The organism is Streptomyces tendae (assembly GCF_008632955.1).
GTDB lineage: Bacteria > Actinomycetota > Actinomycetes > Streptomycetales > Streptomycetaceae > Streptomyces.
The window spans coordinates 1,599,705-1,624,987 of record NZ_CP043959.1 but is presented as its reverse complement, the minus strand read 5'-3'; the positions used below and the strand labels follow the sequence as shown (position 1 = coordinate 1,624,987).

At 73.1% G+C, this 25,283-nt stretch carries 20 protein-coding genes and 1 pseudogene; 4 read left to right on the top strand and 17 right to left on the bottom strand.

Annotation, left to right across the window (positions count from 1 at the left end; translation table 11 throughout):
* From F3L20_RS07660 to rimP, 9 genes and pseudogenes are all read right to left on the bottom strand, one after another.
* Entirely contained in the window at nt 1-954 is a 954-nt protein-coding gene (locus tag F3L20_RS07660; protein ID WP_150153269.1) for a bifunctional riboflavin kinase/FAD synthetase, read from the bottom strand.
* A gap of 141 nt (nt 955-1,095) precedes the next feature.
* Nucleotides 1,096-5,121: pseudogene (locus F3L20_RS34450) on the bottom strand (serine protease).
* A 545-nt stretch (nt 5,122-5,666) separates the two neighbouring features.
* Complete coding sequence (gene truB / locus F3L20_RS07645) at nt 5,667-6,575, bottom strand: tRNA pseudouridine(55) synthase TruB (RefSeq protein ID WP_150153267.1); 909 nt, start codon at nt 6,573-6,575, stop codon at nt 5,667-5,669.
* Nucleotides 6,572-7,021, bottom strand: a complete 450-nt coding sequence (gene rbfA / locus F3L20_RS07640) for a 30S ribosome-binding factor RbfA (protein ID WP_145829851.1) — start codon at nt 7,019-7,021, stop codon at nt 6,572-6,574. Before rbfA ends, truB begins: the two co-directional genes overlap by 4 nt.
* 32 nt (nt 7,022-7,053) lie before the next feature.
* The gene (locus F3L20_RS07635; protein WP_024888503.1) at nt 7,054-7,347 is read right to left on the bottom strand and encodes a DUF503 domain-containing protein; all 294 of its coding nucleotides are present in this window, start codon (nt 7,345-7,347) and stop codon (nt 7,054-7,056) included.
* Between the two features lie 178 nt (nt 7,348-7,525).
* A complete protein-coding gene (infB, locus tag F3L20_RS07630) occupies nt 7,526-10,570 on the bottom strand; it encodes a translation initiation factor IF-2 (protein WP_150153265.1) in 3,045 nt (1,014 codons plus the stop codon).
* Nucleotides 10,571-10,756: 186 nt separating this feature from the next.
* On the bottom strand, nt 10,757-11,038 hold the full coding sequence (locus tag F3L20_RS07625; protein ID WP_078541316.1) for a YlxR family protein: 282 nt from the start codon (nt 11,036-11,038) through the stop codon (nt 10,757-10,759).
* Between the two features lie 101 nt (nt 11,039-11,139).
* The gene (nusA, locus tag F3L20_RS07620) at nt 11,140-12,126 is read right to left on the bottom strand and encodes a transcription termination factor NusA (protein WP_150153263.1); all 987 of its coding nucleotides are present in this window, start codon (nt 12,124-12,126) and stop codon (nt 11,140-11,142) included.
* A 2-nt stretch (nt 12,127-12,128) separates the two neighbouring features.
* Complete coding sequence (gene rimP, locus F3L20_RS07615; protein ID WP_150153261.1) at nt 12,129-12,647, bottom strand: ribosome maturation factor RimP; 519 nt, start codon at nt 12,645-12,647, stop codon at nt 12,129-12,131.
* A gap of 207 nt (nt 12,648-12,854) precedes the next feature.
* Here rimP and F3L20_RS07610 point away from each other — a divergent pair, with 207 nt between their 5' ends.
* The 3 genes from F3L20_RS07610 to F3L20_RS07600 are packed head-to-tail and all read left to right on the top strand — an operon-like array spanning nt 12,855 to nt 14,826.
* Nucleotides 12,855-13,409: a hypothetical protein gene (locus F3L20_RS07610; protein ID WP_150153259.1), complete on the top strand. Its 555-nt coding sequence runs from the start codon at nt 12,855-12,857 to the stop codon at nt 13,407-13,409.
* Nucleotides 13,406-13,870, top strand: coding sequence for a ferritin-like domain-containing protein (locus tag F3L20_RS07605; protein ID WP_150153257.1), 465 nt, complete (start codon nt 13,406-13,408; stop codon nt 13,868-13,870). The genes F3L20_RS07610 and F3L20_RS07605 overlap by 4 nt, the downstream gene beginning before the upstream one ends.
* A gap of 50 nt (nt 13,871-13,920) precedes the next feature.
* Complete coding sequence (locus F3L20_RS07600) at nt 13,921-14,826, top strand: aminoglycoside phosphotransferase family protein (RefSeq protein WP_150153255.1); 906 nt, start codon at nt 13,921-13,923, stop codon at nt 14,824-14,826.
* A gap of 153 nt (nt 14,827-14,979) precedes the next feature.
* Here the strand turns inward: F3L20_RS07600 and F3L20_RS07595 are convergent, their stop codons facing one another.
* The gene (locus F3L20_RS07595; RefSeq protein WP_150153253.1) at nt 14,980-15,210 is read right to left on the bottom strand and encodes a hypothetical protein; all 231 of its coding nucleotides are present in this window, start codon (nt 15,208-15,210) and stop codon (nt 14,980-14,982) included.
* Between the two features lie 341 nt (nt 15,211-15,551).
* On the opposite strand from F3L20_RS07595, the gene F3L20_RS07590 reads away from it, so the two are divergent.
* Entirely contained in the window at nt 15,552-15,797 is a 246-nt protein-coding gene (locus tag F3L20_RS07590; protein WP_150153251.1) for a hypothetical protein, read from the top strand.
* A gap of 63 nt (nt 15,798-15,860) precedes the next feature.
* Here F3L20_RS07590 and F3L20_RS07585 read toward each other — a convergent pair whose 3' ends face one another.
* From F3L20_RS07585 to F3L20_RS07555, 7 genes are all read right to left on the bottom strand, one after another.
* Nucleotides 15,861-17,567, bottom strand: a complete 1,707-nt coding sequence (locus F3L20_RS07585; RefSeq protein ID WP_150153249.1) for a proline--tRNA ligase — start codon at nt 17,565-17,567, stop codon at nt 15,861-15,863.
* 73 nt (nt 17,568-17,640) lie between these two features.
* Nucleotides 17,641-18,207 (bottom strand): GNAT family N-acetyltransferase, encoded by a 567-nt coding sequence (locus tag F3L20_RS07580; RefSeq protein ID WP_150153247.1) that lies wholly within the window; start codon nt 18,205-18,207, stop codon nt 17,641-17,643.
* 27 nt (nt 18,208-18,234) lie between these two features.
* Complete coding sequence (locus F3L20_RS07575) at nt 18,235-19,083, bottom strand: GNAT family N-acetyltransferase (RefSeq protein ID WP_145829861.1); 849 nt, start codon at nt 19,081-19,083, stop codon at nt 18,235-18,237.
* Nucleotides 19,084-19,183: 100 nt separating this feature from the next.
* Nucleotides 19,184-20,341 carry a flavodoxin-dependent (E)-4-hydroxy-3-methylbut-2-enyl-diphosphate synthase gene (gene ispG / locus F3L20_RS07570; protein ID WP_150153245.1) on the bottom strand — a complete coding sequence of 386 codons (1,158 nt, stop codon included), beginning with the start codon at nt 20,339-20,341 and terminating at the stop codon, nt 19,184-19,186.
* A 186-nt stretch (nt 20,342-20,527) separates the two neighbouring features.
* Nucleotides 20,528-21,820, bottom strand: a complete 1,293-nt coding sequence (locus F3L20_RS07565; RefSeq protein WP_150157256.1) for a M50 family metallopeptidase — start codon at nt 21,818-21,820, stop codon at nt 20,528-20,530.
* Between the two features lie 8 nt (nt 21,821-21,828).
* A complete protein-coding gene (dxr, locus tag F3L20_RS07560) occupies nt 21,829-23,091 on the bottom strand; it encodes a 1-deoxy-D-xylulose-5-phosphate reductoisomerase (RefSeq protein WP_150153243.1) in 1,263 nt (420 codons plus the stop codon).
* Nucleotides 23,092-23,216: 125 nt separating this feature from the next.
* Entirely contained in the window at nt 23,217-25,166 is a 1,950-nt protein-coding gene (locus F3L20_RS07555; protein ID WP_150153241.1) for an acyl-CoA dehydrogenase family protein, read from the bottom strand.
* Nucleotides 25,167-25,283: the final 117 nt, after the last annotated feature.

Here is a 25,283-nt window from a genome sequence, read left to right as displayed (position 1 = left end):
TTACGCCTTCTCCGCCTCGGCCACGAGGGCCTTGCAGCGGTCGACGTCCTGGGCCATCTGCTCGAGGAGCGCGTCGAGGGTGTCGAACTTCGCCTGGCCGCGTACGAAGGCGAGGAAGTCGACCGCGACGTGCAGGCCGTAGAGGTCGAGGCCGACGCGGTCGATGGCGTACGCCTCGACGGTCCGCTCGGTGCCGTCGAACTGGGGGTTGGTGCCCACGGAGATCGCGGCCGGCATGGCCTCGCCCTGCGCGTGCAGCCAGCCGGCGTACACCCCGTCGGCGGGGATCGCGGTGTGAGGCAGCGTCTCGACGTTGGCCGTGGGGAAGCCGAGGTCACGGCCGCGCTGGGCACCCCGGACGACGACGCCCTCGACCCGGTGCGGGCGGCCCAGGATCTCGGCGGCGCCCTCGACCTGGCCCTCGGTGACCAGCCGACGGGTGAGGGTGGAGGAGAACGGCTCGCCGCCGCCCGCCTCGCCGCTCACGTACAGGTCGACGACCTCGACCTCGAAGTCGTACACCTTGCCCTGCTCGGCGAGGAACTGCACGGTGCCCGCGGCCTTGTGGCCGAAGCGGAAGTTGGGGCCCTCGACGACCGCCTTGGCGTGCAGCTTGTCCACCAGGACCTTGACCACGAAGTCGGCCGGGGACAGCTTCGAGAACTCGGTGGTGAAGGGCAGGACGAGGACCGCGTCCACGCCGAGGTCGGCCATCAGTTCGGCGCGCCGGTGGTGCGGGGCGAGCAGCGGGGGGTGGCTGCCGGGGCGGACGACCTCGCTGGGGTGCGGGTCGAAGGTGACGACGACCGCGGGGACGCCCAGGGCGCGGGCCCGTTCCACGGCGTGCCGGATGATCAGCTGGTGACCGCGGTGCACTCCGTCGTAGGAGCCGATGGTGACGACGCTGCGCCCCCAGTCCTGGGGGATGTCCTCCAAGCCACGCCAGCGCTGCACTGTGACTGCTCCTTGTCGAAACCTTGTCGGACGAACCCGAGTCCGTGGACTTCTCTGCGCAGCTCTAAGGGTGCCATGCCGGGTGCCGTCGGCTCGCATCGGCATGGGTGCTGTGTGACGACGCGCACGCGCCGGGTCGCGTCAGACGGGCACGACCACGCCGGTGAGCTCGTCGATCACCTCCCGGGTGCCGGACCCGACCAGCGGTCCCCACACGTGGGGGGCGTCCGTGAGCCAGCCGGCCACGGCCGTCGCGAGTCCCGGCACGTGCCGGGCCAGGTCGGCGAGGGCCAGGTCGAAGCGGGCGGCACCCTCGGGCGTGCGGACCAGGAGCAGTGCCGCACGGTGGACGAGCACCCGCAGCTCGGGGCCGGTGTTCCGGACGGCGGCGCGCAGGACCGCGTCCAGGACACCGGGGTCGGTCTCCTGGGCGAGCAGGGTGTCGAGCAGGGCGCGGCGCAGCGGGCGGGAGGCGGAGGTGCCGGGCGCGGCGAGGACGTCGGCGAGGGCCAGCCGCAGCGGCTGCGGGCCGTCGTCGAGCAGCTCGGTGAGCAGCGGCCGGAGCACCGCGCGGGCGGCGGGCCCGAGGTCGAGGTGCCGGTCGGCGTACCCGGCCACGCAGCCGGTCAGATCGGGTCGCCGTACGACCGCCTCCCGGACGACGGCCGCGACCGGCCGGGCCAGGGCGGGGGTGGCGGCGTCGGCGAGGGCGCGGACGGTCTCGTCCGCGTCCGCCCCCTGCGCCAGCCTGGTGCGGAACGCGTCGAGCACGGGCTCCGGGTGCGTCGTCAGGGCGTCGGTGAGGGCGCTCGGCGGGAAGTGCGGGTCGCCGGCCGCGAAGCGGTCCAGGGCGCGCGCGAGGTGCCGGTCCCTGCTGTTGGGGTCGCGGACCAGGAGGGCCAGGGCACCGCCGTGCAGCGCGCGGTCGGCGGTGCGGACCAGGACCGCGAGGGCGGCGTACCGCAGCAGGGTGCGGTCGCCCAGGTCGCGGGCGTACGGCGCGACCCGCAGGCCGTGGGCGACGGCGGCGGCCCGGCGGGCGGGGCGCGGGTCCTCCGCCCAGCGGTCCACGGCCCGGCACATCGCACCGGGTTCCTCCTCGGCCAGCACGGTGAGCAGTTCGTCGGCCCGCCGGTGCGCGCTGTCGACGAGCGCCTCGGTCAGCGCGTCCGGGGCGGCGCGGCGGTGGGTGTGCAGCAGCGCCTGCGCGGCGGTCGCCACGGTGGCGTGCGGGGTGGCGGGCAGCAGCCGTTCGTCGTCGAACCAGCGGACCAGGTACGGCAGTACGGTCGCGGGGTCGGCGGTGAGCAGCGCGGCGGCGGCGTCCAGGAAGCGGGGGCCGCTCTCGCACGGGGGGCGGTCGGCCGGCACCAGGCGGCGCAGCAGGGCGCACCGCGTCTCCACGGGCAGCCGCAGCCCGGTCCAGAAGGCAGGCCCCAGTTCGTCAGGGACCGTCCGCCGCTGCTCCCGCCAGGCCACGACGCGGTCGGCGAGCAGTCGCAGCACGTCCGTGTACGGGCCGGCGTCGGGCACGCGGGCGAGGGTGCCGGTGAGCAGGCGGGCGGCCCACCAGGAGCCGGGGTCGGCGTCCAGGGCGTGTGTCAGGTCCGCCAGCCGGGAGGCGAGCCTGGCGGTGCCCTGCCGACGGGCAAGGGACAGCAGGGCCTGGACGACCGGACCGATGCGGTGGCGGGGCACGGGGCCGGTCTCGGCGTCGGGGCGTGGACGAGGGTGTGCAGGGCGCCGTCCAGGTCCAGGTGGCCGCCCTGGAGCCAGTCGGCGAGCTCCTGGTGGGCGAAGCGGTAGCCGTCCCCGGCGGGGACGAGGAGCCCCTCGGCGAGGACGGCGTGGGCCCATCCGGCCGTCTCACCGTGCCGGCCCGGGCCTGTACCGGACCCTGGGCGAGGACGGCGTCGGCCCGTCCTGCCGTCTCACCGTGCCGACCCGGGCCTGTACCGGACCCTGGGCGAGGACGGCGTCGGCCCGTCCTGCCGTCTCACCGTGCCGGCCCGGGCCTGTACCGGACCCTGGGCGAGGACGGCGTCGGCCCGTCCTGCCGTCTCACCGTGCCGGCCCGGGCCGGAGCCGGACCCGCGCGGAGACGGCGTCGGCCCAGTCGGCCCACCCGCCCCGCTCACCACACCTGTCCAGGCCGGTACCGGACACCGCGGCGTACCCGGCCGCGGCCCACCCCGCCCGCTCGCCGTACCCACCCGGGCCGGTACCAGAACCAGGGGCGAGGACGGCCTCGGTCCCTCCGACCGGCTCGCCGTTCCGGTCCGGGCCGGTGCCGGGACCAGCGGCGTAGCGGGCGTCGGCCCGTCCGGCCCGCTCACCGCGCAGGACCAAGCCAGTTCCGGAACCAGCGGCGGAGACGGCGTCGGCCCACCCCACCCGCTCGCCGTACCCATCCGAGCCGGTACCGGAACCAGCGGCGGAGACGGCGTCGGCCCACCCCGTCGACTCGCCCTTCCGTCGCGGGCCGGTGCCCGAACCATCGGCGGGGACGGCCGCCGGGAACAGTCTCTCGAACGTCTCCCGGTCCAGCGCGCCGTCCTCGGTGCCGAGGCAGTGGCGGGCCGCCTCGTGCGCCTTCCCGGCGACCCGGGCGGCCAGGCGGCGCACCGCGGTGCCCCGGGCACCGGTGCCACCGCCGAGGCGCCGGGCGATGCGCAGGCAGGTCAGGTCCAGGTGCGCGGTGAGGACGCCATCGCGGTCGACGGGCCCCTCGGGCGCCGCTCCGGCGAGGTCGGACCGCACCTCGGCGAGCATGCGCAGGGCCAGCGGGTGGGCCGCGTCGGCGTCGGTGAGGGCGCCCTCCGGGATGCCGAGCCGGGCGCGTGCCTCGCGCGCCTCGTCGGCCGTGAGGTCGCCGAGGTCCACGCACGGCGGGAGCCCGTCGGGGCCCGCTCCGCCCTGGTGCGGCGGGACGGCCGGCAGGCCCGCCTCCTCCGCGAACTCGGCGCCGCAGGACACCAGCAGACGGGCGCCCGTCTCCGCCAGCCAGCGCACGGTGCCCTCGGTCCACGCGGCACGGCGCCGGAACAGGCCGGACGGCATGTGCTCGGGGTCGTCGAGGAGCAGCAGCAGAGGGCGCCCGGCGCTGTGCGCGAGCCGGGCGAGGCGCTCCGGTGCGAGGTCGCCGACGTCCTGCGGGGGGAACGGCATCCGGGCGACGACCTCGGCGGCGGCCCGCTCCAGGACGCGCCGGGCGGCGTCGGCGACCGAGGTGTCGTCCGCGCGCAGGTCGGCTCCGCGCAGCCAGAGCGTCGGCAGCCCTTCGCGGTGGCGCCGGCCGGCGAGGGCGGCGAGTTCGGTGCTGCGGCCGCTGCCGGGCGGCCCGACGAGGCCCAGGACGGCGGCCGTGCCCCGTTCGAAGGCGTGCAACCGCGCGCGTACGGCGTGCCGCTCGACCGGCTCCACGGGTGTGGACGGCGCGTGGAGTGCCACCGAGGCCGCGGTCAGCCCGACCAGTCCGGCGAGGTTGAGGTCGACCCCGTAGGCGGGGACGGTGGCCGCGTTCTCCACGAGCAGCGCGGCGAGGGCGGGGGCCGTCGGACGCAGGGGGACGGCGAAGCCGACGTCGGAGACGTCGGTGCGCAGAGCGGTGCCGAGGACTCCGACGACGGTGCCGGTGGCGGGGTCGAGCACCGGGCCGCCCGCGGCTCCCCCGCCGAGCCGCAGCGCGTCCCGCCCGGCGGTGCCGACGGCCAGTTCCAGGGCACCGTGCACCCGGTGGGTGCGGTCGGTGGCGGTGTACGTCACGGAGGCCGTGCCGAGCACCCGCGCCTCGCGCCAGCCCCCGGCGGGGATCCGGACATAGGCGCCGGTGCGGACGGTTCCCCGGGAGGTGACCGGCAGGGGGGCGACACCGAGGTCCCCGCCGCGCACCAGGGCCAGACCGAGGGCGGGCAGCGGCGTCACGGCGTCGGCGGCCACGATGCCGTACCGGCCGTCCGCGCCGTGCAATACGAGCCGGGGCAGCCCGTCGACGGTCTCGTGGCTGGTGATCACCGTGCCGCGGCGGTCGGCCACGAAGCCGGTGCCGCGCGGGCGGCCGGCCAGGTCGTGGAACGCGACAAAACCGGGGTCCGCGTCCCGGACCCGCTCGAGGGCGTGCCCGCCCTGGAGTGCCGGCTCCCCTGGGAAGCGGTCGAGCGACGGCATCCTGGAGCCTCCTGCCGTGCCGTACCTGGTGCCTTGCCCGCGACATTAGGCGCCAAATGATCAGCGGCACAGATCGGTCGGCGAACGCGCCCCCTTCCACTCCCCGCTTCACTCCGAGCGCCCGTACAGGCGGGTGAACAGAGGGGGGCCGATGGATAACCCTAGGGGTGGGGGAACCGAGGGGGACCGTGGAGCGGCGGCATGTCCATCCCCGTGACGCCGCTCCACGGGCGGCATCCGGCGCTTCGAGGAGACGCGGTCCCTGTGGGTCCCGTCGCCCCGCGGACGAAGGCGCACCGGAAGCCGCGCGCCGTCGCAGCGCAGAGGCGATGCACACGGACCTGCCGACGCGTGCCCTCGCGGCTGCAGCGGCCCCGCGGCGCGCCTCGGCGACCAGGAGTCGCCCCCGCCGCCCCTTCCAATCCCGACCCCGGGGGCCGCAGCCCCAGACCCCCGCATCGGCCCTGGCGGGCCTCGTCCTCAAACGCTGGACGGGCCGGCTCAGCAGCTCTCCGGAACAAGGCGGAGCCCCGGAAGGGCCGCCCTCACACGGCGAAGACCGCCAGGCTCTTCGCCTTCCCCCGGTGCTCCTCCACCAGCGCCAGGAACCGCTCCCCCGGCCCGAAGACCGCCACCGCGCCCCGCCCCGCGTACTCCTCCGGGATCTCCAGGCGGACTCCGTTGGTCAGCAGCTTCGCCCGGCGCTCGTCCACGTCCCAGCGCGGGAACGCGGCCGCGGCGGCCTCGGCGATCGGCATGACCGTCAGCTTCTCCTGGAGCTCGTCCAGCGTCTTCGCGGCGTCCAGCCGGTACGGCCCGACACGGGTCCGGCGCAGCGCGGTCAGGTGACCGCCCACGCCCAGGCCGGCGCCCAGGTCACGGGCGAGGGCGCGGATGTAGGTGCCGGAGGAGCACACGACGGAGACCACGAGGTCCAGCACCGGGGTGCCGTCCGCGGCGACGGCCTCGCGCACGTCGTACACGGAGAACGACGACACGGTGACCGGCCGGGCGGGGATGTCGAACTCCTCGCCCTCCCGGGCGCGCTTGTAGGAGCGCACCCCGTCGATCTTGATGGCGCTGACCTTGGACGGCACCTGCATGATGTCGCCGGTCAGCTCGGCGATCCCGGCGTCGACGCCCTCGCGGGTGACCCCGGAGGCGTCGGTGGAGGCGGTGATCTCGCCCTCGGCGTCGTCGGTGACCGTGGTCTGGCCGAGCCGGATCGTCCCGAGGTACTCCTTCTCGGTCAGCGCCAGGTGGCCGAGGAGCTTGGTCGCCCGCTCGACTCCGAGAACGAGGACGCCCGTCGCCATCGGGTCGAGGGTGCCGGCGTGGCCGACCCGCCGGGTGCGGGCGATGCCGCGCATCTTGGCGACCACGTCGTGCGAAGTGAAGCCCGACGGCTTGTCCACGATGACAAGGCCGTCGGGCGTGGTGGGCTTCTGGGTCATTCGGCGGTGTCGTCCGTCTCGTCGTCTTCCGGCTTGCGGTACGGGTCGGCCCCGCCGGCGTACGTGGCGCCCGCGGACGCCTCGCGCACCGCGGCGTCGGACTGGCGCGCCTTGTCGAGGAGGTCCTCGATGGTGCGGGCCGTGTCCGGCAGGGCGTCCATGACGAAGGTGAGGGTCGGCGTGAACTTCACGCCCGCCGCCCGGCCCACTTCGGAGCGCAGGACACCCTTGGCGCTCTCCAGGCCGGCCGCGGCCGCCTGCCGCTCCTCGTCGTCCCCGTACACCGTGTAGAAGACGGTCGCCTCCCTGAGGTCACCGGTGACCCGGGTGTCCGTGATGGTGACGTGCGAGCCGAGCCGCGGGTCCTTGATCCCGCGCTGCAGCTTCTGGGCCACCACCTCTCGGATGAGGTCCGCCAGCCTCTTGGCGCGCGCGTTGTCGGCCACTGGTCCGTCTCCTTAAGTGCTTGCGTCTTGCTTCAGTCTTCGTCGCTGTGGAGCCTGCGTCGAACCGAGAGCAGTTCCACCTCGGGCCGCCCCGCGACCAGCCGCTCGCAGCGGTCGAGGACGTCGGTGAGGTGGTCCCATTCCCCGGAGACCACCGCGAGGCCGATCTCGGCCCTGCGGTGCAGGTTCTGGTTCCCGGTCTCCGCCACGCTGACCGCGTACTTCCGCTGCAGTTCGGCGACGATCGGACGGACGACGGAGCGCTTCTCCTTGAGCGAGTGGACGTCGCCGAGGAGCAGGTCGAAGGACAGAGTCCCCACATACATGTGTGCATCCGGATGTCCCGCCGGCTCGGGATAGGCATCTCCCCGGTCCGGGCGGAGCCGCCCCGTGGGGAAGGGCGCCGCCGCTGCGGCACCGATACGGGAACCGTACACGCAACGGCCGGGGCCGATCGACGGAAATTCGCTTCCGCCGACCGGCCCCGATCGCGTGCTGCTGCGGTCAGACGCGCGGCTTCTCGCGCATCTCGTACGTCGCGATGACGTCGTCGACCTTGATGTCGTTGAAGTTTCCGAGGTTGATACCGCCCTCGAAGCCTTCGCGGATCTCGGTGACGTCGTCCTTGAAGCGACGCAGACCCTCGATGTTGAGGTTCTCCGCGATCACCTTGCCGTCTCGGACGAGACGCGCCTTGGTGTTCCGCTTGACCTCGCCGGAGCGGATGAGAACACCCGCGATGTTGCCCAGCTTGGACGACTTGAAGACCTCGCGGATCTCCGCCGTACCGAGCTCGACCTCCTCGTACTCCGGCTTGAGCATGCCCTTGAGGGCCGCCTCGATCTCCTCGATCGCCTGGTAGATGACCGAGTAGTACCGGACGTCCACACCCTCGCGCTCGGCCATCTGCTGCGCACGCCCGGCGGCGCGCACGTTGAAGCCGATCACGATGGCGTCGGAGCCCATCGCCAGGTCGATGTCGGACTCCGTGACCGCACCGACGCCGCGGTGCAGGACGCGGATGTCGACCTCTTCGCCGACGTCCAGCTGGAGCAGCGAGGACTCGAGGGCCTCGACCGAACCGGAGGCGTCACCCTTGATGATCAGGTTCAGCTGCTGGACCTCGCCGGCCTTGAGCACCTTGTCCAGGTCCTCCAGCGACACGCGGCGCGTGCGCTTGGCGAACGCGGCGTTGCGCTCACGGGCGGCGCGCTTCTCGGCGATCTGACGGGCCGTACGGTCCTCGTCCACGACGATGAAGTTGTCGCCCGCACCCGGGACGTTGGTCAGGCCCAGGACCTGGACCGGCGTCGAGGGTCCGGCCTCGGCGACGTTGTTGCCGTTGTCGTCGAGCATGGCGCGCACGCGGCCGTAGGCGTCGCCCACCACCATCGTGTCGCCGACCCGCAGGGTGCCTCGCTGGACGAGGACGGTCGCCACGGCACCACGGCCGCGGTCGAGCCGGGACTCGATCGAGATGCCCTGCGCGTCCTGCGTGGGGTTGGCACGCAGGTCGAGCGAGGCGTCCGCGGTGAGGATGACGGCCTCGAGGAGGCTGTCGATGTGCAGACCCTGCTTGGCGGAGATGTCGACGAACATGGTGTCGCCGCCGTACTCCTCGGCCACCAGGCCGTACTCGGTCAGCTGACCGCGCACCTTGGTCGGGTCCGCGCCCTCGACGTCGATCTTGTTGACCGCGACGACGATCGGGACCTCGGCCGCCTTGGCGTGGTTGAGCGCCTCGACCGTCTGCGGCATGACGCCGTCGTTGGCCGCGACGACCAGGATCGCGATGTCGGTCGACTTGGCACCACGGGCACGCATGGCGGTGAACGCCTCGTGACCCGGGGTGTCGATGAAGGTGATCTTGCGATCCTCTTCGTTGACCTCGGTCGTGACCTGGTAGGCACCGATGTGCTGGGTGATGCCGCCTGCCTCGCCCGCGATGACGTTCGTCTTGCGGATGGCGTCGAGGAGGCGGGTCTTGCCGTGGTCGACGTGACCCATGACGGTGACGACCGGCGGACGGACCACCAGGTCCCCCTCGTCGCCCTCGTCCTCGCCGAACTCCAGGTCGAAGGACTCGAGCAGCTCGCGGTCCTCCTCCTCCGGGCTGACGACCTGAACCGTGTAGTTCATCTCGTCCGCGAGGAGCTGGAGCGTCTCGTCGGAGACGGACTGGGTCGCGGTGACCATCTCGCCGAGGTTCATCATGACCGCGACGAGCGACGCCGGGTTGGCGTTGATCTTCTCCGCGAAGTCGGTGAGCGACGCACCGCGCGACAGGCGAATGGTCTCGCCGTTGCCGCGAGGCAGCATCACGCCGCCGACCGACGGGGCCTGCATGGCCTCGTACTCCTGGCGCCTCTGCCGCTTCGACTTGCGACCGCGACGCGCGGGACCGCCGGGACGGCCGAAGGCACCCTGCGTGCCACCGCGGCCACCGGGACCGCCGGGACGGCCACCGAAGCCGGGACGGCCGGCGAAGCCGCCACCGCCACCGGGACGACCGGCACCGCCGCCGCCGCCACCGGGACGGCCGGCGAAGCCGCCGCCGCCACCGCCACCGGGACGACCGGCGAAGCCGCCGCCGCCACCGGGACGACCGCCGCCACCGCCGGGACGACCCGCACCGCCCGGACCGCGGCCACCGGGGCCACCGCCGGGACGCGGGCCGGCAGCGGGACGCTGCGGCATCATGCCGGGGTTGGGACGCGGACCGCCGGGGCCGCCGCCGGGACGGGGACCGCCCTGCGGACGCGGCATCGCGCCCGGAGTGGGACGCGCGCCGCCCGGAGCCTGCGGACGGGGACCGCCGCCCTGGCCGGGGGCCTGGGGACGGGGACCGGCGCCGGGGGCACCGGGACCGCCGGGACGCTGGCCCTGCGGACGCGGCGCCTGCGGACGGGCCATGCCGGTGGAGCCACCGGACGTGAACGGGTTGTTGCCGGGACGCGGACCGGCCGGGCGGGCACCCGGACGCGGAGCGCCGCCACCGGGACGCTGACCCTGGCCTGCCGGACGGCCCTGGCCGCCCTGGCCCTGGCCCTGACCCGGACCGGCGGGACGACCGCCGGGCTTGGGTGCACCGGGACGCGCGCCGCCGGGCTTCGGGCCGGACGGAGCCTGGGCCGCGGCGGGCGGGGCCTGGAACTCCGGAGCGGCCGGGGCCGGACGCGGCGCGGGGCGCGGGCCCGGCGTCGGACGCTGATTGCCGGAGGCCGGCGCGGGCGCCGACGGAGCCGCCGGCGGCTGGGCCGCGGCGGGCGTGGGTGCGGCCGGCGGCTTGGGAGCAGCCGGACGGGCCGCCTGCGCCGGAGAGGGCGCCGCGGGCCTGGGGGCAGCCTTCTTGGGCGCGCCGGGCTTCGCGGCGGACTTGCCGTTGCCCCCGCCCTGCTGGAAGGCGTCAGTCAGCTTGCGTACTACGGGCGCTTCGATCGTCGAAGACGCCGAACGGACGAACTCACCGAGTTCCTGGAGCTTGGCCATGACGACCTTGCTCTCTACACCGAACTCCTTGGCGAGTTCGTAGACCCGGACCTTAGCCACTTCGCTCCTTTGAGGTCCGGGTTGCGTCCGGACCGTCGCTAGTTCATGGGCGTACTCATCGCGTACTCATCGAGTGCTCATCGCAATCTCGACCTGCTTTCGACTCGCGAGGTACCAGGCCGTACGGGGGTTTCCGTACGGCAAGTTCTTACCGTGTTGCCTGTTCAGTCGGCACGGAGCCACTGCTCAGCAACCTTGTGCCTGCTCGACGTAGTGGCGCAACGCCTTTACGTCGAGCGGTCCCGGGACGCGGAACGCCCGCGGGAACGCCCTGCGGCGCACCGCCTGGTCGAGACAGACCGGTACGGGGTGTACGTACGCACCCCGGCCGGGCAGCGTACCGCGTGGATCCGGGACGCACGCGTCCTCGATCACCACGATCCGCAGCAGCTCGCCCTTGACCGCTCGCTCGCGGCACCCCACGCAAGTGCGCTCGGGGCACACGCCAGCCTGTGTCCGGCCAGACACTCCTCAGTCTACCTCCCCGGACCGACCTCACCCCTCCGGGGCAAGAATCGAACACCGCAACGAGCAAAGCTGTCGTGATCTCAGCCAACCGCGGCTTGGATCTATTCCCCGGTCTGTTCCGTGTCCGGCCGGATGTCGATCCTCCAGCCGGTCAGCCGGGCGGCCAGGCGGGCGTTCTGCCCCTCCTTGCCGATGGCCAGGGACAGCTGGTAGTCCGGCACGGTGACCCGGGCGGACCGGGCTGCGAGGTCGACGACCTCCACCTTGGAGACCCGGGCCGGCGACAGGGCGTTCGCCACCATCTCGGCCGGGTCGTCGGACCAGTCGACGATGTCGATCTTCTCACCGTTCAGCTCGCCCATGACGTTGCGCACCCGGCCGCCCATGGGGCCGATGCAGGCACCCTTGGCGTTCAGGCCCGAGCGGGCGGAGCGGACGGCGATCTTGGTGCGGTGTCCGGCCTCACGGGCGATCGCGGCGATCTCCACCGAGCCGTCGGCGATCTCCGGCACCTCCAGGGCGAACAGCTTCTTCACCAGGTTGGGGTGCGTGCGCGAGAGGGTGACGGACGGACCGCGGACGCCCTTGGCCACCCGGACGACGTACGACCGCAGGCGCAGGCCGTGCGGGTAGGTCTCGCCGGGGACCTGCTCCTGCACGGGCAGGATGGCCTCCAGCTTGCCGATGTCGACCAGCACGTTCTTCGGGTCCCGGCCCTGCTGCACCACTCCGGTGACGATGTCGCCCTCACGCCCGGCGTACTCGCCGAGCGTCGCGTCGTCCTCGGCGTCGCGCAGGCGCTGCAGGATGACCTGCTTGGCCGTGGTCGCGGCGATACGGCCGAAACCGGACGGGGTGTCGTCGAACTCGCGGGGCTCCTGGCCCTCCTCGAGGTCGTCGGGGTCCTCCTTCGCCCACACGGTCACATGTCCGGTCTCCCGGTCGAGCTCCACGCGCGCGTGCCGGCGGCTTCCCTCGGTGCGGTGGTAGGCGATGAGGAGGGCCGACTCGATCGCCTCGACCAGCAGGTCGAAGGAGATCTCCTTCTCCCGCACCAAGCCCCGCAGGGCGCTCATGTCGATGTCCACGGCTACGCCTCCTCTTCCTTCTTGTCGTTCTTGTCGGACGCGTCGTCCTTGCGGCCGAACTCGACCTGGACGCGCGCCCGGGTGATGTCGTCGAAGGCGAGCCGGCGCGCGGTGGGCTTGCGGCCCTTGACCCCGGGGACCTCGAGGTCGAGGCCCTCCTCGTCGGCCGCGATGATCCTGGCGACCAGTTCGCCGCCCTCGGCGAGCTGGAACCGCACCAGGCGGCCGGTGGCGCGCACGTAGTGGCGGTGCTCGGTCAGCAGGCGCTCCGCGCCGGGGGTGCCGACCTCGAGGGTGTACTCCGCGCTGCCCATCACGTCGGTCTCGTCGAGCTTCGCCGAGAGCGCGCGGCTCACATCGGCGATCCGGTCGAGGTCGGCACCGGTGTCGGAGTCGACGACGACGCGCAGCACCCGCTTGCGGCCGACCGCGTCCACGGCGATCTCTTCGAGATCCAGGCCCTGGGAGCTGACGAGCGGTTCCAGAAGTTCTCGAAGCCTCTCGCTCTGGGTGGTGCTCATCCGGGTGACTCCTCGGCCGCGTGTGCTGTTGTGGGTCGGTGCGCGTGTCTGCACAAAGGGTATCCGGTCGCAGGGGGTGTTGCCGTCCACCCGGTCGGCGAGGTGCCGCTGGGCGCCGCCGGGCGGGCTCCCGGGTACGGTGATCGCGGGCCCCGCCCGATCTTCCGTCCAGCCCCGTTCGTCACGAGCCCCCCGAGGACGCCTGCCGTGTCGTTCCCCCTGTCTCCGCGCGCCCGTTCGGGGCCGCGCAGAAGGAGTCTGCTCGCCGCCGCCCCGGCGGCCCTGCTGGTGGCGGGCTGTTCCGCCGGATCCGGCGGCCCGGGCACCGCCGCCGCGCGTCCCTCCGCCGAGGAGCGGGCACGCGCGCGTGCCGCCCGGGACAGCCGGGCGCTGGCCGAGCGGTACGACGCGGTCCTCGCCGCGCATCCGAAGCTCGCGGCACAACTGCGTCCGCTGCGGGCGGACGTGGTGCGGCACACGGAGGCGTTCGAGGCGGGCGCGGCCCGCTCGCCCAAGCCGTCGGTCTCCCCCGGCCCGTCGGCCTCGGCGTCCGCCGTGACGGCGCCGTCGTCCTCACCGTCGGCCACGGTGCCCGTGACGGAGAAGGACGCCCTCGCCCAACTGGTCGCCGAGGAGCGGCGGATCGCCGACCGGCGGGCCGAGGAGCTGCTGACCGCACCGGCCGAGCTGGCCCGGCTGCTGGCCTCGGTGTCCGCGGCCGGCGCGGCCCATGTGTACCTGCTGACGGAGGCCGGACGGTGAGCGAGGCACAGGACGAGGAACTGCGGGCGCTGCAGGCGGCGCTGGCCGCCGAGCACGCGGCGGTCTACGGCTACGGGGTGGTCGGCGGGCGGGTCGGCGAGAAGCGGCGCACCGAGGCACGCACCGCGTACGACGCGCACCGGGCGCGCCGGGACACGCTGGTGCGTGCGGTGAAGGACGCCGGCGGCTCTCCCGTCGCCGCCGCGGCGGGTTACGCGCTGCCGTTCCCGGTGCCGGACGCGGCCGCCGCGGTGCGGCTGGCGGCCGAGCTGGAGAACCGGGTGGCCGGCGTCTACGCGGACCTGGTGCGCGCGACCGACGGCGAACGACGCAGGTCGGCCGCCGGGGCGATGCGCGAGGCGGCGGTGCGGTCGGTCCGCTGGAGCGGCGAGAGCGTAGCCTTCCCTGGGCTCGCCGAGCGGGGCGGTACGGCGTCGGGGGACCCGGCGCCGACACCCTGACATGACGGGGGCGGCCGGCACCGCGTACAGCAGGAAGGAACGACTCGCGCATGGTTTTCGCACCCCCGAAGCGTCTGGTGAGAGCGCTCGGTGAGTCGGCGCCCGAGGGTGACGACTGGCTGGAGAAGCTGCCCGGCCTGGCACGCGAGGCCGTGGAGCGGCGCGAGTTGACGGTGGAGCGGGTGCAGTTGCCGGGCGGGCGCAGCAGCCTGGTGGTGCTCGTGCGTACGTCCGACGGCACGCCGTCCGTGCTGAAGCTGGCGCCCCGCCGTGCGCGGCCGGAGAGCGAGCGGGCCGCGCTGGCCCACTGGGCCGGCCTGGGCGCGGTCCAGCTGCTGGAGCCCCTGGGCGCCGGCACGGAGGGCGAGCTGCTGCTGGAGCGGCTGCATCCCGAGGTCTCGGTGCGCACGCTCCCGGAGGCCAAGGCGCTGCTGGAGGCGGCGGGGACCCTGCGCAGGCTGTGGGTCGACCCGCCGGAGGACCACGCCTTCGAGACGGTGGCCGAGCGCACCGGGCGCCAGGCACGGGCGATGCGGGCGACCGCGGACTGCGCTCCGGAGGTGGCCCCGCTGGTGGACGCGGCGCTCACGGCGCGCGAGGAGCTGCTGGCCGCACCGCCGGAACACCGGCTGCTGCACGGCACGTTCCGGCAGAGCAAGGTGCTCTCGGGGGACCGGATGCCGTGGCTCGCGGTGGGTCCCGACCCGGTGGTCGGGGAGCACGCCTTCGATCTGGCACGGCTGGTGCGCGACCGCGTGGAGGACCTGATCGCGCAGCCGTCTGGCGCGACGACGACGCGCCGGCGGGTGCGGCGGCTCGCGGAGTCGCTGGAGGTCGACCGGGAGCGGCTGCGCGGCTGGACGCTGTTCCGCGCGGTGGAGTCGGGCGTACGGGCCCGGCGCGTGGGGCGTGAACGGGACGCGGAGCTGCTGCTGGAGTTCGCGAGCTGGCTGTAGGGCACGCCTGCACCTCTGTGGGCCTCGACGGCCCCGAGGTCCCGGCAGGGGCGCGCCCCCCTGCACGGGCAGGGGGGCGCTCGGGGTCCGGTCGGCGTAGCCTCCCCGAGCTTGCTGACCGGAGTCTCTCTCGGGGCCGTCACCGGGCCGGGCTCAGGGGCCGCCCGGAGGCGCCGGCGGTGACCCCCCTGCCGTCCCGGCGCGGCCGGCCTGCACGACCCCCTCCATGGCCAGCAGCCGGACGTGACGGCGGATCAGCGCACCCTGGTCGTGGAGGTCGGGCGCGGGGTGCGCGGCGGCGGACTCCGCGCGGAAGGGCACGTGGGCGAAGAGGGCGAGGTCGCCGGGCGGTATGCGCCAGGACAGGTGCCAGCCGCCGGCCACCAGGCAGAGGCGGTGGGCTCCTTCCTGGTCCGGTCAGCGGGGTGAGGACCGCGCTGAACGGGTGCAGGGCGGCGAGCCAGGCCAGCAGGTGGGCCCGCTCCCGCTCGGTGTCGCCGAGCCGGCGTTCGTAGGCGTCGGCGTACTGCTGCCAGCGCGCCAGCCGCAGCCGGCTCACCGCCAGTTCGTGCTCAAGACGCAGCCGGTCCACGGGCTCAGGCGGCCGGCCCGCCGGTCCGGAGCGGCAGGGCCGGACCAGCCTGCGCAGCAGGCCCTCCCGGTCGCGCCCGGACGTGGCGGTGCCGGTCCGCGGTTCCATCGTGGTCATCCCTGGGGAGGCAGTCATGTGCATTCGCGTTCACACGGCGGACGATCTGCCGGACATCGTGGTCTGGGATCCGGACGAGGTGAGCGTGCTGGTGGCACGCGGCGCCCACCTGTTCGACGTGGTCCGGGAACTGCGGGCGCTCCTGACCGTCGACCTGGGCGCGCCGGAGGGGCCCGGCACCGTCCTCCGGTGCTTCTGCGGCGAACGGCTGGACCTGCCCGCCGGTCTGCTCGGCCGCGCGCTCTCGGCGGAGGCCTGCTGACGGCACGGGGCCGCCCGGCCGCGGACGGAATCCGTTCGCGGCCGGGCGGCCCCCTGACGGTCGTTACCGGCGGTCGGTGAGCCTGGCGACCGCCTCGTCGACGGTCAGCTCCTCGCGCTCGCCGGTCCGGCGGTCCTTCAGCTCCACGACGCCGTCGGCGGCGCGGCGGCCGGCCACCAGGATCTGCGGCACACCGATCAGCTCGGAGTCGGTGAACTTCACGCCCGGGGAGACACCGGCCCGGTCGTCGACCAGGACGCGGACGCCCGCTGCGGACAGCTTCTCGGAGACGTCGAGGGCCAGCTCGGTCTGGAGCGCCTTGCCGGCGGCGACCACGTGCACGTCGGCCGGGGCCACCTCGGCGGGCCAGCACAGGCCCTTGTCGTCGGCGGTCTGCTCGGCGAGGGCCGCCACCGCGCGGGACACGCCGACGCCGTAGGAACCCATGGTGACGCGGACCGGCTTGCCGTTCTGGCCGAGGACGTCGAGCTTGAGGGCGTCGGCGTACTTGCGGCCCAGCTGGAAGATGTGGCCGATCTCGATGGCACGGTCCAGCTTGAGGCCGGTGCCGCAGCGGGGGCAGGGGTCGCCCTCCTCCACGACCACGACGTCCACGTACGCGTCGACCTCGAAGTCGCGGCCGGCGACGACGTTCTTCGCGTGGGTGTCGGCCTTGTTGGCGCCGGTGATCCAGGCGGTGCCGGGCGCGACGCGCGGGTCGGCGACGTACGTCACCTTGTCCAGGCCCTGCGGGCCGACGTACCCGCGCACCAGGTCCGGGCGAGCGATGAAGTCCGCCTCGGTGACCATCTCGACCGCGGCCGGGGCGAAGTGCGCCTCGACCTTGTCCATGTCGACCTCGCGGTCACCGGGCACGCCCACGGCCACGATCTCGCCGTCCACCTTGACCAGCAGGTTCTTCAGCGTGGCCGAGGCCGGGACGCCGAGCTGGGCGGCGAGCGTCTCGATGGTGGGGGTGTCGGGGGTGGGGATCTCCTCGGCGGCCGGGACACCGGAGCCGTCCACGGGCTTCAACTCGTACGAGACGGCCTCGGTGTTGGCGGCGAAGTCGCAGTTGGGGCAGTCGGCGAAGGTGTCCTCGCCGGCCTCGGCGGGCGCGAGGAACTCCTCGGACTTCGAGCCGCCCATGGCGCCGGCGGTGGCCGCGCAGATGCGGTAGTCGAGGCCCAGGCGCTCGAAGATCTTCTGGTAGGCGGCGCGGTGCAGGGCGTAGGACCGGGCCAGGCCCTCGTCCTCCAGGTCGAAGGAGTAGGAGTCCTTCATCAGGAACTCCCGGCCGCGCAGGATGCCGGCGCGGGGGCGAGCCTCGTCCCGGAACTTGCTCTGGATCTGGTAGAGGATCACCGGCAGGTCCTTGTAGGAGGACGCCTGGTCCTTCACCATCAGCGTGAAGATCTCCTCGTGGGTGGGTCCGAGGAGGTAGTCGCCGCCCTTGCGGTCCTGGAGGCGGAAGAGCTCGGCACCGTACTCGTCCCAGCGGCCGGTGGCCTCGTAGGGCTCGCGCGGCAGCAGGGCGGGGAGCAGCACCTCCTGGGCGCCGATGGCGTCCATCTCCTCGCGGACGATCCGCTCGACGTTGGCGAGCACCTTCTTGCCGAGGGGCAGCCACGTCCAGATGCCGGCGGCGGTGCGGCGCACGTAGCCCGCGCGGACCAGCAGCTTGTGGCTGAGGACCTCGGCGTCCGCCGGGTCGTCGCGCAGCGTCTTCGCCATCAACTGGGACATGCGCTGGACCGGTGCGTTCGCCATGGTTCTCGTACTCCTGCTGCGTCTAGGTGATGAAGGCGAGGTTAGCCGGGCGGCACGGGGCGGCGGAAATCGGTTATGCGCGCAGGAGTGGCAGAGGGGCGCCCATCACGGCGTACGGGGTGGACGCGCTCGGGAAGTGGACCTGGCGGGCGAGGTCCTGGTAGCCCAGCGAGCGGTACAGGCGGCGGGCGGGGCTCTCGATGTCGAGGGCGGAGAGGATCGACCGGGGCTGGGTCGCGCCGTCGGTGATGGTGGTGATCAGGGCGCGGCCGATGCCGTGCTTCTGGTGGCGCGGGTGGACGTGCAGCTCGGTGATGACGAAGGAGTCGTCGAGCCAGTCCTCGTGCCCCTGGGCGCGCAGATACGGCTCGACGACGGTGGACCACCAGTGCGTGCGGTCGTTCGGCATGCCGTAGACGAAGCCGGCCAGCCGGCCCCTTACGGTCGCGCCGAAGGCCCGGGCCCCGGGGAACGTCATGTGGCGCAGCACGATCTGCCGGCGGACGGCGACCTCGTCGGGGCCGAGTCCGAAGGCCACCGCCTGCACCGCCAGCGCCTCGTCGACGTTGCCGGGCAGGTCGAGGGGGCCGATCACGATGTCGTCGGGCTCGGGTCGGCCGTGACCGGGAAAGCGCAGCATGCCGGCGAGACTACAGGGACGGGCCGGTCAGAACAGCACGCTCATGAAGGCACCGACCTCACGGAAGCCCACCCTGTCGTACGTGCGGCGGGCGGCGGTGTTGAAGTCGTTGACGTAGAGGCTCACCAGGGGGGCGACGTCGGCGAGGGCGTAGCGCAGGACGGCGGCCATGCCGGGGGCGGCGACGCCCCGGCCGCGGTGCTCGGGGGCCACCCAGACGCCCTGGATCTGGCAGGCGCGGTCGGTCGCGGCGCCGATCTCGGCCTTGAAGACGACGTTGCCGTCGGCGTCGAAGCGGGCGAAGGAACGGCCCGAGCCGACCAGTTCGGCGACCCGGGCCTGGTAGAGCAGTCCGCCGTCGCCGGCCAGCGGGGAGACGCCGACCTCCTCGGTGAACATCGCCACGCACGCCGGCATGATCGTCTCCAGTTCGTCCTTGCGGACGCGGCGGACGTACGGGTCGGGGGCTATCGCCTCGGGCATGCGGTCGGTGACCAGCAGCGGCTGGTGGGCGCGGACCTCGCGGGCCGGGCCCCACTGGGGTTCGAGCAGCCGCCAGAGTTCCGCGGTGGCCTCGGCCGGGCCGACGACGGAGGAGCAGCGGCGGCCGGCGCGACGGGCGCGGTCGGCGAAGGCGCGGACGGCGCGGGGGGTGGCGCAGATGGGGACGAGGTTGGCACCGGCGTAGCACAGGGAGGTCAGGATGCCGTCCTCGTACCAGCCCCACATCTCGCCGCCGAGCCGCCACGGGTCGAGGCCCGCGATCTGCACGCGGGCGGTCACGAAGGCGTTCGCCACCGGGTCACGGTCGAGTACGGCGAGTGCGGCGTCCAGGTCGCTCGGCTCGAGGACCCGGGAAGTGGTCTGCGTCAACACGTGCGGGGCCTCACACAAAGGGGTCTGCCTGATTTCCGCACTGTACCCGCGGACGCCGGGGGCCGCCGCCCCCGGATCCCGCGGTCCTGGACGGGCGGCGTCAGCCGGCCACCGCGATCTGCGGTTCGCCGGAGGCCACACCGTCCTTCTCCATCTGCTCGGCGATCTTCATCGCCTCCTCGATCAGCGTCTCCACGATCTTCGACTCCGGCACGGTCTTGATGACTTCGCCCTTCACGAAGATCTGCCCCTTGCCGTTCCCCGAGGCCACACCCAGGTCCGCCTCACGCGCCTCACCGGGGCCGTTCACCACACAGCCCATCACCGCGACCCGCAACGGCACCTCCATACCCGTCAGGCCCGCCGTGACCTCCTCGGCCAGCTTGTACACGTCCACCTGCGCCCGCCCGCACGACGGGCAGGAGACGATCTCCAGGCCGCGCTGACGCAGGTTGAGCGACTCCAGGATCTGGATGCCGACCTTGACCTCCTCCACCGGCGGCGCGGACAGGGAGACACGGATCGTGTCCCCGATGCCCTGGGAGAGCAGCGCGCCGAAGGCGACGGCGGACTTGATCGTGCCCTGGAACGCCGGACCGGCCTCGGTGACGCCGAGGTGGAGGGGGTAGTCGCACTGCGCGGCGAGCTGCCGGTAGGCCTCGACCATGACGACCGGGTCGTTGTGCTTCACCGAGATCTTGATGTCACGGAAGTCGTGCTCCTCGAACAGCGACGCCTCCCACAGCGCCGACTCCGCCAGCGCCTCGGGAGTGGCCTTGCCGTACTTCTGCAGCAGCCGCCGGTCCAGCGAGCCCGCGTTCACCCCGATACGGATCGGGGTGCCGTGGTCCTTCGCCGCCTTCGCGATCTCCTTGACCTGGTCGTCGAACTTCTTGATGTTGCCCGGGTTCACCCGCACCGCCGCGCAGCCCGCCTCGATCGCGGCGAACACGTACTTGGGCTGGAAGTGGATGTCCGCGATCACCGGGATCTGCGACTTCCTCGCGATCACCGCCAGCGCGTCCGCGTCGTCCTGCGTCGGGCACGCCACGCGCACGATCTGGCAGCCCGACGCGGTCAGCTCCGCGATCTGCTGCAGCGTCGCACCGATGTCCGACGTCCGCGTCGTCGTCATCGACTGCACCGACACCGGCGCATCCCCGCCCACCGCCACGGATCCGACCTGGATCCGCCGGCTCTTCCGGCGCACGGCGAGCGTGGTCGGGACGGACGGCATGCCGAGAGAAATCGCAGTCATCTGCTGTGCAACCCCAAGTCGTGGATCAAGGTCCGGCTCCCCGTGAGCAGCGGGCTCCGGGCTCCGAGATTACGGCAATGGCCAATGCTCAAGCACATCGCGCCCGTAAACCCACCCAAAGGGCGACGGCCCGGAACCTCATGGTTCCGGGCCGTCGTGAACGGCGGGTGTCGTGGGGCGGACCGGTCAGGAGATGCGTACCGGGTTCACCACGTCCGCGATCAGGACGAGGATCGTGAAGCAGACGAAGATCCCGGCCACCACGTAGGCGACGGGCATCAGCTTCGCCACGTCGAAGGGGCCCGGGTCGGGGCGGCGCAGCACGCGGGCGAGGTTGCGGCGCAGCGACTCCCACAGCGCGCCCGCGATGTGTCCGCCGTCGAGCGGCAGCAGCGGCAGCATGTTGAACAGGAACAGGGAGAGGTTGAAGCCCGCGAGGAGCATCACGAACATGGCCAGCTGTTGCGTGGCCGGGATGTCCAGGGTGGCGATCTCCCCTCCGACGCGGGCCGCGCCGACGACGCCCATCGGGGAGTCCGGCTCTCTGGGGCCGTCGCCGAAGGCGGCGTCCCACAGGGCGGGGATCTTGGACGGCAGGGCGGCGAGGGAATCGATGGCGTCCCCGACCCGGTCGGTCATCCAGGTCACGGAGTCGCCGAGGTCCTGCTTGACGACTCCGGTGGCGGCGCTGAAGCCGAGGAAGCCTGCCTTGACGTACTCGCCCTCGACGTAGGTGCCGTTGCCGTCCTTCTTGGCGACCATGTTGGTGGCGATGGTGGCGTGCAGCGTCACCTCCTTGCCGCCGCGGTCGACGACGATCGCCACGTCCTTGCCGGCGCTGTCGCGGATGAGGTCGGACAGGGTGCCCCAGTCGTCGGTCCTGACCCCGTCGAAGGCGACGATCCTGTCCTCGGCCCGCATGCCGGCCGCGGCGGCCGGGGACCGGGGGTCGGACGTCTTGCAGTCGTCGCGGTTCTCGCTCTGCGAGATCACGCACTGGGAGACCGAGCTGACGGTGGTGGTCTGCTGCTGGATGCCGAAGCCCATCAGCACAATGAGGAACAGCACGACCGCGAGGATCAGGTTCATGAACGGGCCGGCGAACATCACGACGACCCGTTTCCACGGCTTGCGCGTGTAGAACAGGCGCTTGTCGTCGCCGGGCCGCAGTTCCTCGAAGGCCGCGGAGCGGGCGTCCTCGATCATCCCGCGCCACGGGGACGTGGAGCGGGCCTCCAGCCGGCCGTCGGGGCCGGGCGGGAACATGCCGATCATCCGGATGTAGCCGCCGAACGGGATCGCCTTGACGCCGTACTCGGTCTCGCCCTTGCGCCGTGACCAGATCGTCGGGCCGAAGCCGACCATGTACTGCGGCACCCGGATGCCGAACATCTTGGCCGTGGACAGATGCCCCAGTTCGTGCCAGGCGATGGAGAACAGCAGGCCGGCCGCGAAGACGACTATGCCGAGGATGAACATCAGGGTCGTCATGCACGCGCCTCCGCGCTCGCCGTCCGGTCGGTCAGTTCGCGGGCCCGCGCGCGGGCCCAGGTCTCCGCTTCGAGGACGTCCGGCACGGTCAGGGAAGTTCCCGCCGCCGGCGTTCCGTGTTCCTCGACCACCCGGGTGACCGTGTCGATGATGCCGAGGTACGGCAGCGCACCGGTGCGGAAGGCCTCGACGCACTCCTCGTTCGCGGCATTGAACACCGCCGGGGCGGTTCCCGCGAGTTCGCCGACGTGCCGGGCGAGGTTCACCGAGGGGAACGCCTCGTTGTCGAGAGGGAAGAACTCCCAGGTGGACGCCTTGCTCCAGTCGAAGACCGGGGCGGCGTCGGGGACCCGTTCGGGCCAGCCGAGGCCGATGGCGATGGGGCCCCTCATGTCGGGGGGCGTCGCCTGGGCCAGTGTCGATCCGTCCGTGAACTCAACCATCGAGTGGACATACGACTGGGGATGCACGACGACCTCAATGCGGTCGAAGGGAATGTCGTAGAGCAGGTGCGCCTCGATGACCTCCAGGCCCTTGTTGACGAGGGTCGCGGAGTTGATCGTGATGACCGGGCCCATGGCCCAGGTGGGGTGGGCGAGGGCGTCCTCGACGGTGACCGCGGCCAGCTCCTGCCGGGTGCGGCCGCGGAACGGGCCGCCGGAGGCGGTGACGACGAGCTTGCGGACGTCGGCGCGGGTGCCGGCGGCCAGCGCCTGGAACAGCGCGGCGTGCTCGGAGTCCACCGGGATGATCTGGCCGGGCTTGGCCAGCGCCTTCACCAGCGGGCCGCCGACGATGAGTGACTCCTTGTTGGCGAGCGCGAGGGTGCGGCCCGCCTCCAGCGCGGCGAGGGTCGGGGCGAGTCCGATGGAGCCGGTGATGCCGTTCAGGACGGTGTGGCAGGCGGAGGCGGCGACCTCGGTGGCCGCCCGCGGCCCGGCGAGGATCTCGGGCAGCGGCTCCCCCGCGCCGTACCGCGCCGCCAGCGCCTCGCGCAGCTCCGGTACGACGTCCTCGCGGGCTACGGCGACCGTGCGGACCCGCAGACGGTGCGCCTGCTCGGCGAGGAGGGCGATCCTGCCGCCGTTCGCGGACAGGGCGGTGACCCGGAAGCGGTCGGGGTTGCGCAGCACGAGGTCGATGGCCTGGGTGCCGATCGACCCGGTGGAGCCGAGGATCACCACGTCCTTCGGGCCGTCTCCCGCGACGGGGTCGTACACCAGGTGCGGGTCGGCGAGGGGGGCTGGAGCGTCGGTCATGGCCCCCATTGTGTCCGGTCCCGGCCGCCGCGGGGGCGCCGCCCCGGTACCCCGGGGGCGTGTCCCTCCGTGCGCGGCGCGCGGGCGGGGACCGCGCCCTCCTGCGGCCCCCGTCCCGCGCCGGTTCAGCGGATCGGCCGGTGCACGTTGTCCCGGGTGGGCGGGCCGGGGGTGGCGTCCGCGATCCACGGTCCGTCGCCGGAGGGGTCGACGACGCCGTCCTCCAGCCACGCGTAACTGCCCGCGAGGACGTTCTTGACGACCTTGCGGTCGAGGTCGTCGGTGTTGCTCCAGAGCCGGCCGAACAGTTCCTCGACGCGCAGCCGTGCCTGGCGGCAGAAGGCGTCGGCGAGCTGGTAGGCCTCGCGGCCGTGGTCGCCCCGGCTGCGCAGCAGTTCCGCGCGGACGCACGCGGCGCTCATCGCGAACAGTTCGGCGCCGATGTCGACGATCCGGCCGAGGAAGCCCTGCTTGGTCTCCATCCGGCCCTGCCAGCGGGACATGGCGTAGAAGGTGGAGCGGGCGAGCTTGCGGGAGCTGCGCTCGACGTAGCGCAGGTGCGGGGAGAGGTCGATGCCGTGCTTGAAGTCGCCGTACGCGCCCGGGAGCCGGCCGGGTCCCGCGACCAGTTTCGGCAGCCATTTGGCGTAGAAGACGCCCGCGTTCGCGCCCGCCCTCGCCTTGTCGCCGAGGCTCTTGTCGGGGTCGATGAGGTCCCCGGCGACCGACAGGTGGGCGTCGACGGCCTCGCGCGCGATCAGCAGGTGCATGATCTCGGTCGAGCCCTCGAAGATTCGGTTGATGCGCAGGTCGCGCAGCATCTGCTCGGCCGGGACCGCCCGCTCCCCGCGGGCCCGCAGCGAGTCGGCGGTCTCGAAGCCGCGTCCGCCGCGGATCTGTACCAGTTCGTCGGCCATCAGCCAGGCCATCTCCGAGCCGTACAGCTTGGCGAGGGCGGCCTCGATGCGGATGTCGTTGCGGTCCTCGTCGGCCATCTGCGAGGACAGGTCGACCACGGCCTCCAGCGCGAAGGTGGTCGCCGCGATGAACGCGATCTTGGAGCCGACGGCCTCGTGCAGCGCGACCGGCTTGCCCCACTGCGCGCGGACGGCGGACCACTCGCGGGCGATCTTCAGGCACCACTTGCCGGCGCCGACGCACATCGCGGGCAGGGACAGCCGTCCGGTGTTGAGGGTGGTCAGGGCGATCTTCAGGCCCTGCCCCTCCTCGCCGATGCGGTGGGACGCGGGGACGCGCACCTGATGGAAGCGGGTGACGCCGTTCTCCAGGCCGCGCAGGCCCATGAAGGCGTTGCGGTTCTCCACGGTGACGCCCTCGGAGGACGCCTCCACGACGAAGGCGGTGATGCCGCCCCGGTGGCCCTCCGACGTGGGGACGCGGGCCATGACGACCAGCAGGTCGGCGACCACGCCGTTGGTGGTCCACAGCTTCACGCCGTCCAGCACGTAGTCGTCGCCGTCGGGGACCGCCGTCGTGGCGAGCCGGGCCGGGTCGGAGCCCACGTCGGGCTCGGTGAGGAGGAAGGCGGAGATGTCGGTGCGCGCGCAGCGCGGCAGGAACGTCTCCTTCTGCTCCGGCGTGCCGAAGATCTTCAGCGGCTGTGGGACGCCGATGGACTGGTGGGCGGAGAGCAGCGCGCCGATCGCGGGGCTGGCGGAGCCGACCAGGGCCAGGGCCTTGTTGTAGTACACCTGGGTGAGGCCGAGGCCGCCGTACTTGGTGTCGATCTTCATGCCGAGGGCGCCGAGCTCCTTGAGTCCGGTGATCACCTCGTCGGGGATGACCGCCTCGCGCTCGATCGCGGCGCCGTCGATCTGTGTCTCGCAGAAGTCGCGGAGCTTGGCGAGGAACTCCTCGCCGCGCTGGACGTCCTGGTCGGCGGGGAGCGGGTGGGGGTGGATGAGGTCCGGCCGGAAGCGGCCGAGGAACAGTTCCTTGGCGAAGCTGGGCTTGCGCCAGTCCTGCTCCCGTGCGGCCTCGGCGACCTCACGGGCCTCACGCTCGGTGACGGTCGGCCGGGACGGTGCCGCTGGCGTCTCGGGTACTGCGGACATGAGGCTCACCTCGCCGCGAATAGGATGGAGTCATTGCGGTACGGACCGGTGCTACTCGATCGTATGTACCCGATTCGTAGCGACCCCACCACCCTTCGTGCCGCCGTCCGGCCTATC

What these genes read in the sequence shown, in the direction of transcription:
- F3L20_RS07585 (WP_150153249.1), bottom strand. Translation starts at nt 17,567, where the DNA reads ATGGCGAACGCACCGGTCCAGCGCATGTCCCAGTTGATGGCGAAGACG.
- F3L20_RS07590 (WP_150153251.1), top strand. Translation starts at nt 15,552, where the DNA reads ATGTGCATTCGCGTTCACACGGCGGACGATCTGCCGGACATCGTGGTC.
- truB (WP_150153267.1), bottom strand. Translation starts at nt 6,575, where the DNA reads ATGACCCAGAAGCCCACCACGCCCGACGGCCTTGTCATCGTGGACAAG.
- ispG (WP_150153245.1), bottom strand. Translation starts at nt 20,341, where the DNA reads ATGACTGCGATTTCTCTCGGCATGCCGTCCGTCCCGACCACGCTCGCC.
- F3L20_RS07635 (WP_024888503.1), bottom strand. Translation starts at nt 7,347, where the DNA reads ATGTATGTGGGGACTCTGTCCTTCGACCTGCTCCTCGGCGACGTCCAC.
- F3L20_RS07555 (WP_150153241.1), bottom strand. Translation starts at nt 25,166, where the DNA reads ATGTCCGCAGTACCCGAGACGCCAGCGGCACCGTCCCGGCCGACCGTC.
- F3L20_RS07580 (WP_150153247.1), bottom strand. Translation starts at nt 18,207, where the DNA reads ATGCTGCGCTTTCCCGGTCACGGCCGACCCGAGCCCGACGACATCGTG.
- rimP (WP_150153261.1), bottom strand. Translation starts at nt 12,647, where the DNA reads ATGAGCACCACCCAGAGCGAGAGGCTTCGAGAACTTCTGGAACCGCTC.
- F3L20_RS07565 (WP_150157256.1), bottom strand. Translation starts at nt 21,820, where the DNA reads ATGTTCATCCTCGGCATAGTCGTCTTCGCGGCCGGCCTGCTGTTCTCC.
- dxr (WP_150153243.1), bottom strand. Translation starts at nt 23,091, where the DNA reads ATGACCGACGCTCCAGCCCCCCTCGCCGACCCGCACCTGGTGTACGAC.
- F3L20_RS07600 (WP_150153255.1), top strand. Translation starts at nt 13,921, where the DNA reads ATGGTTTTCGCACCCCCGAAGCGTCTGGTGAGAGCGCTCGGTGAGTCG.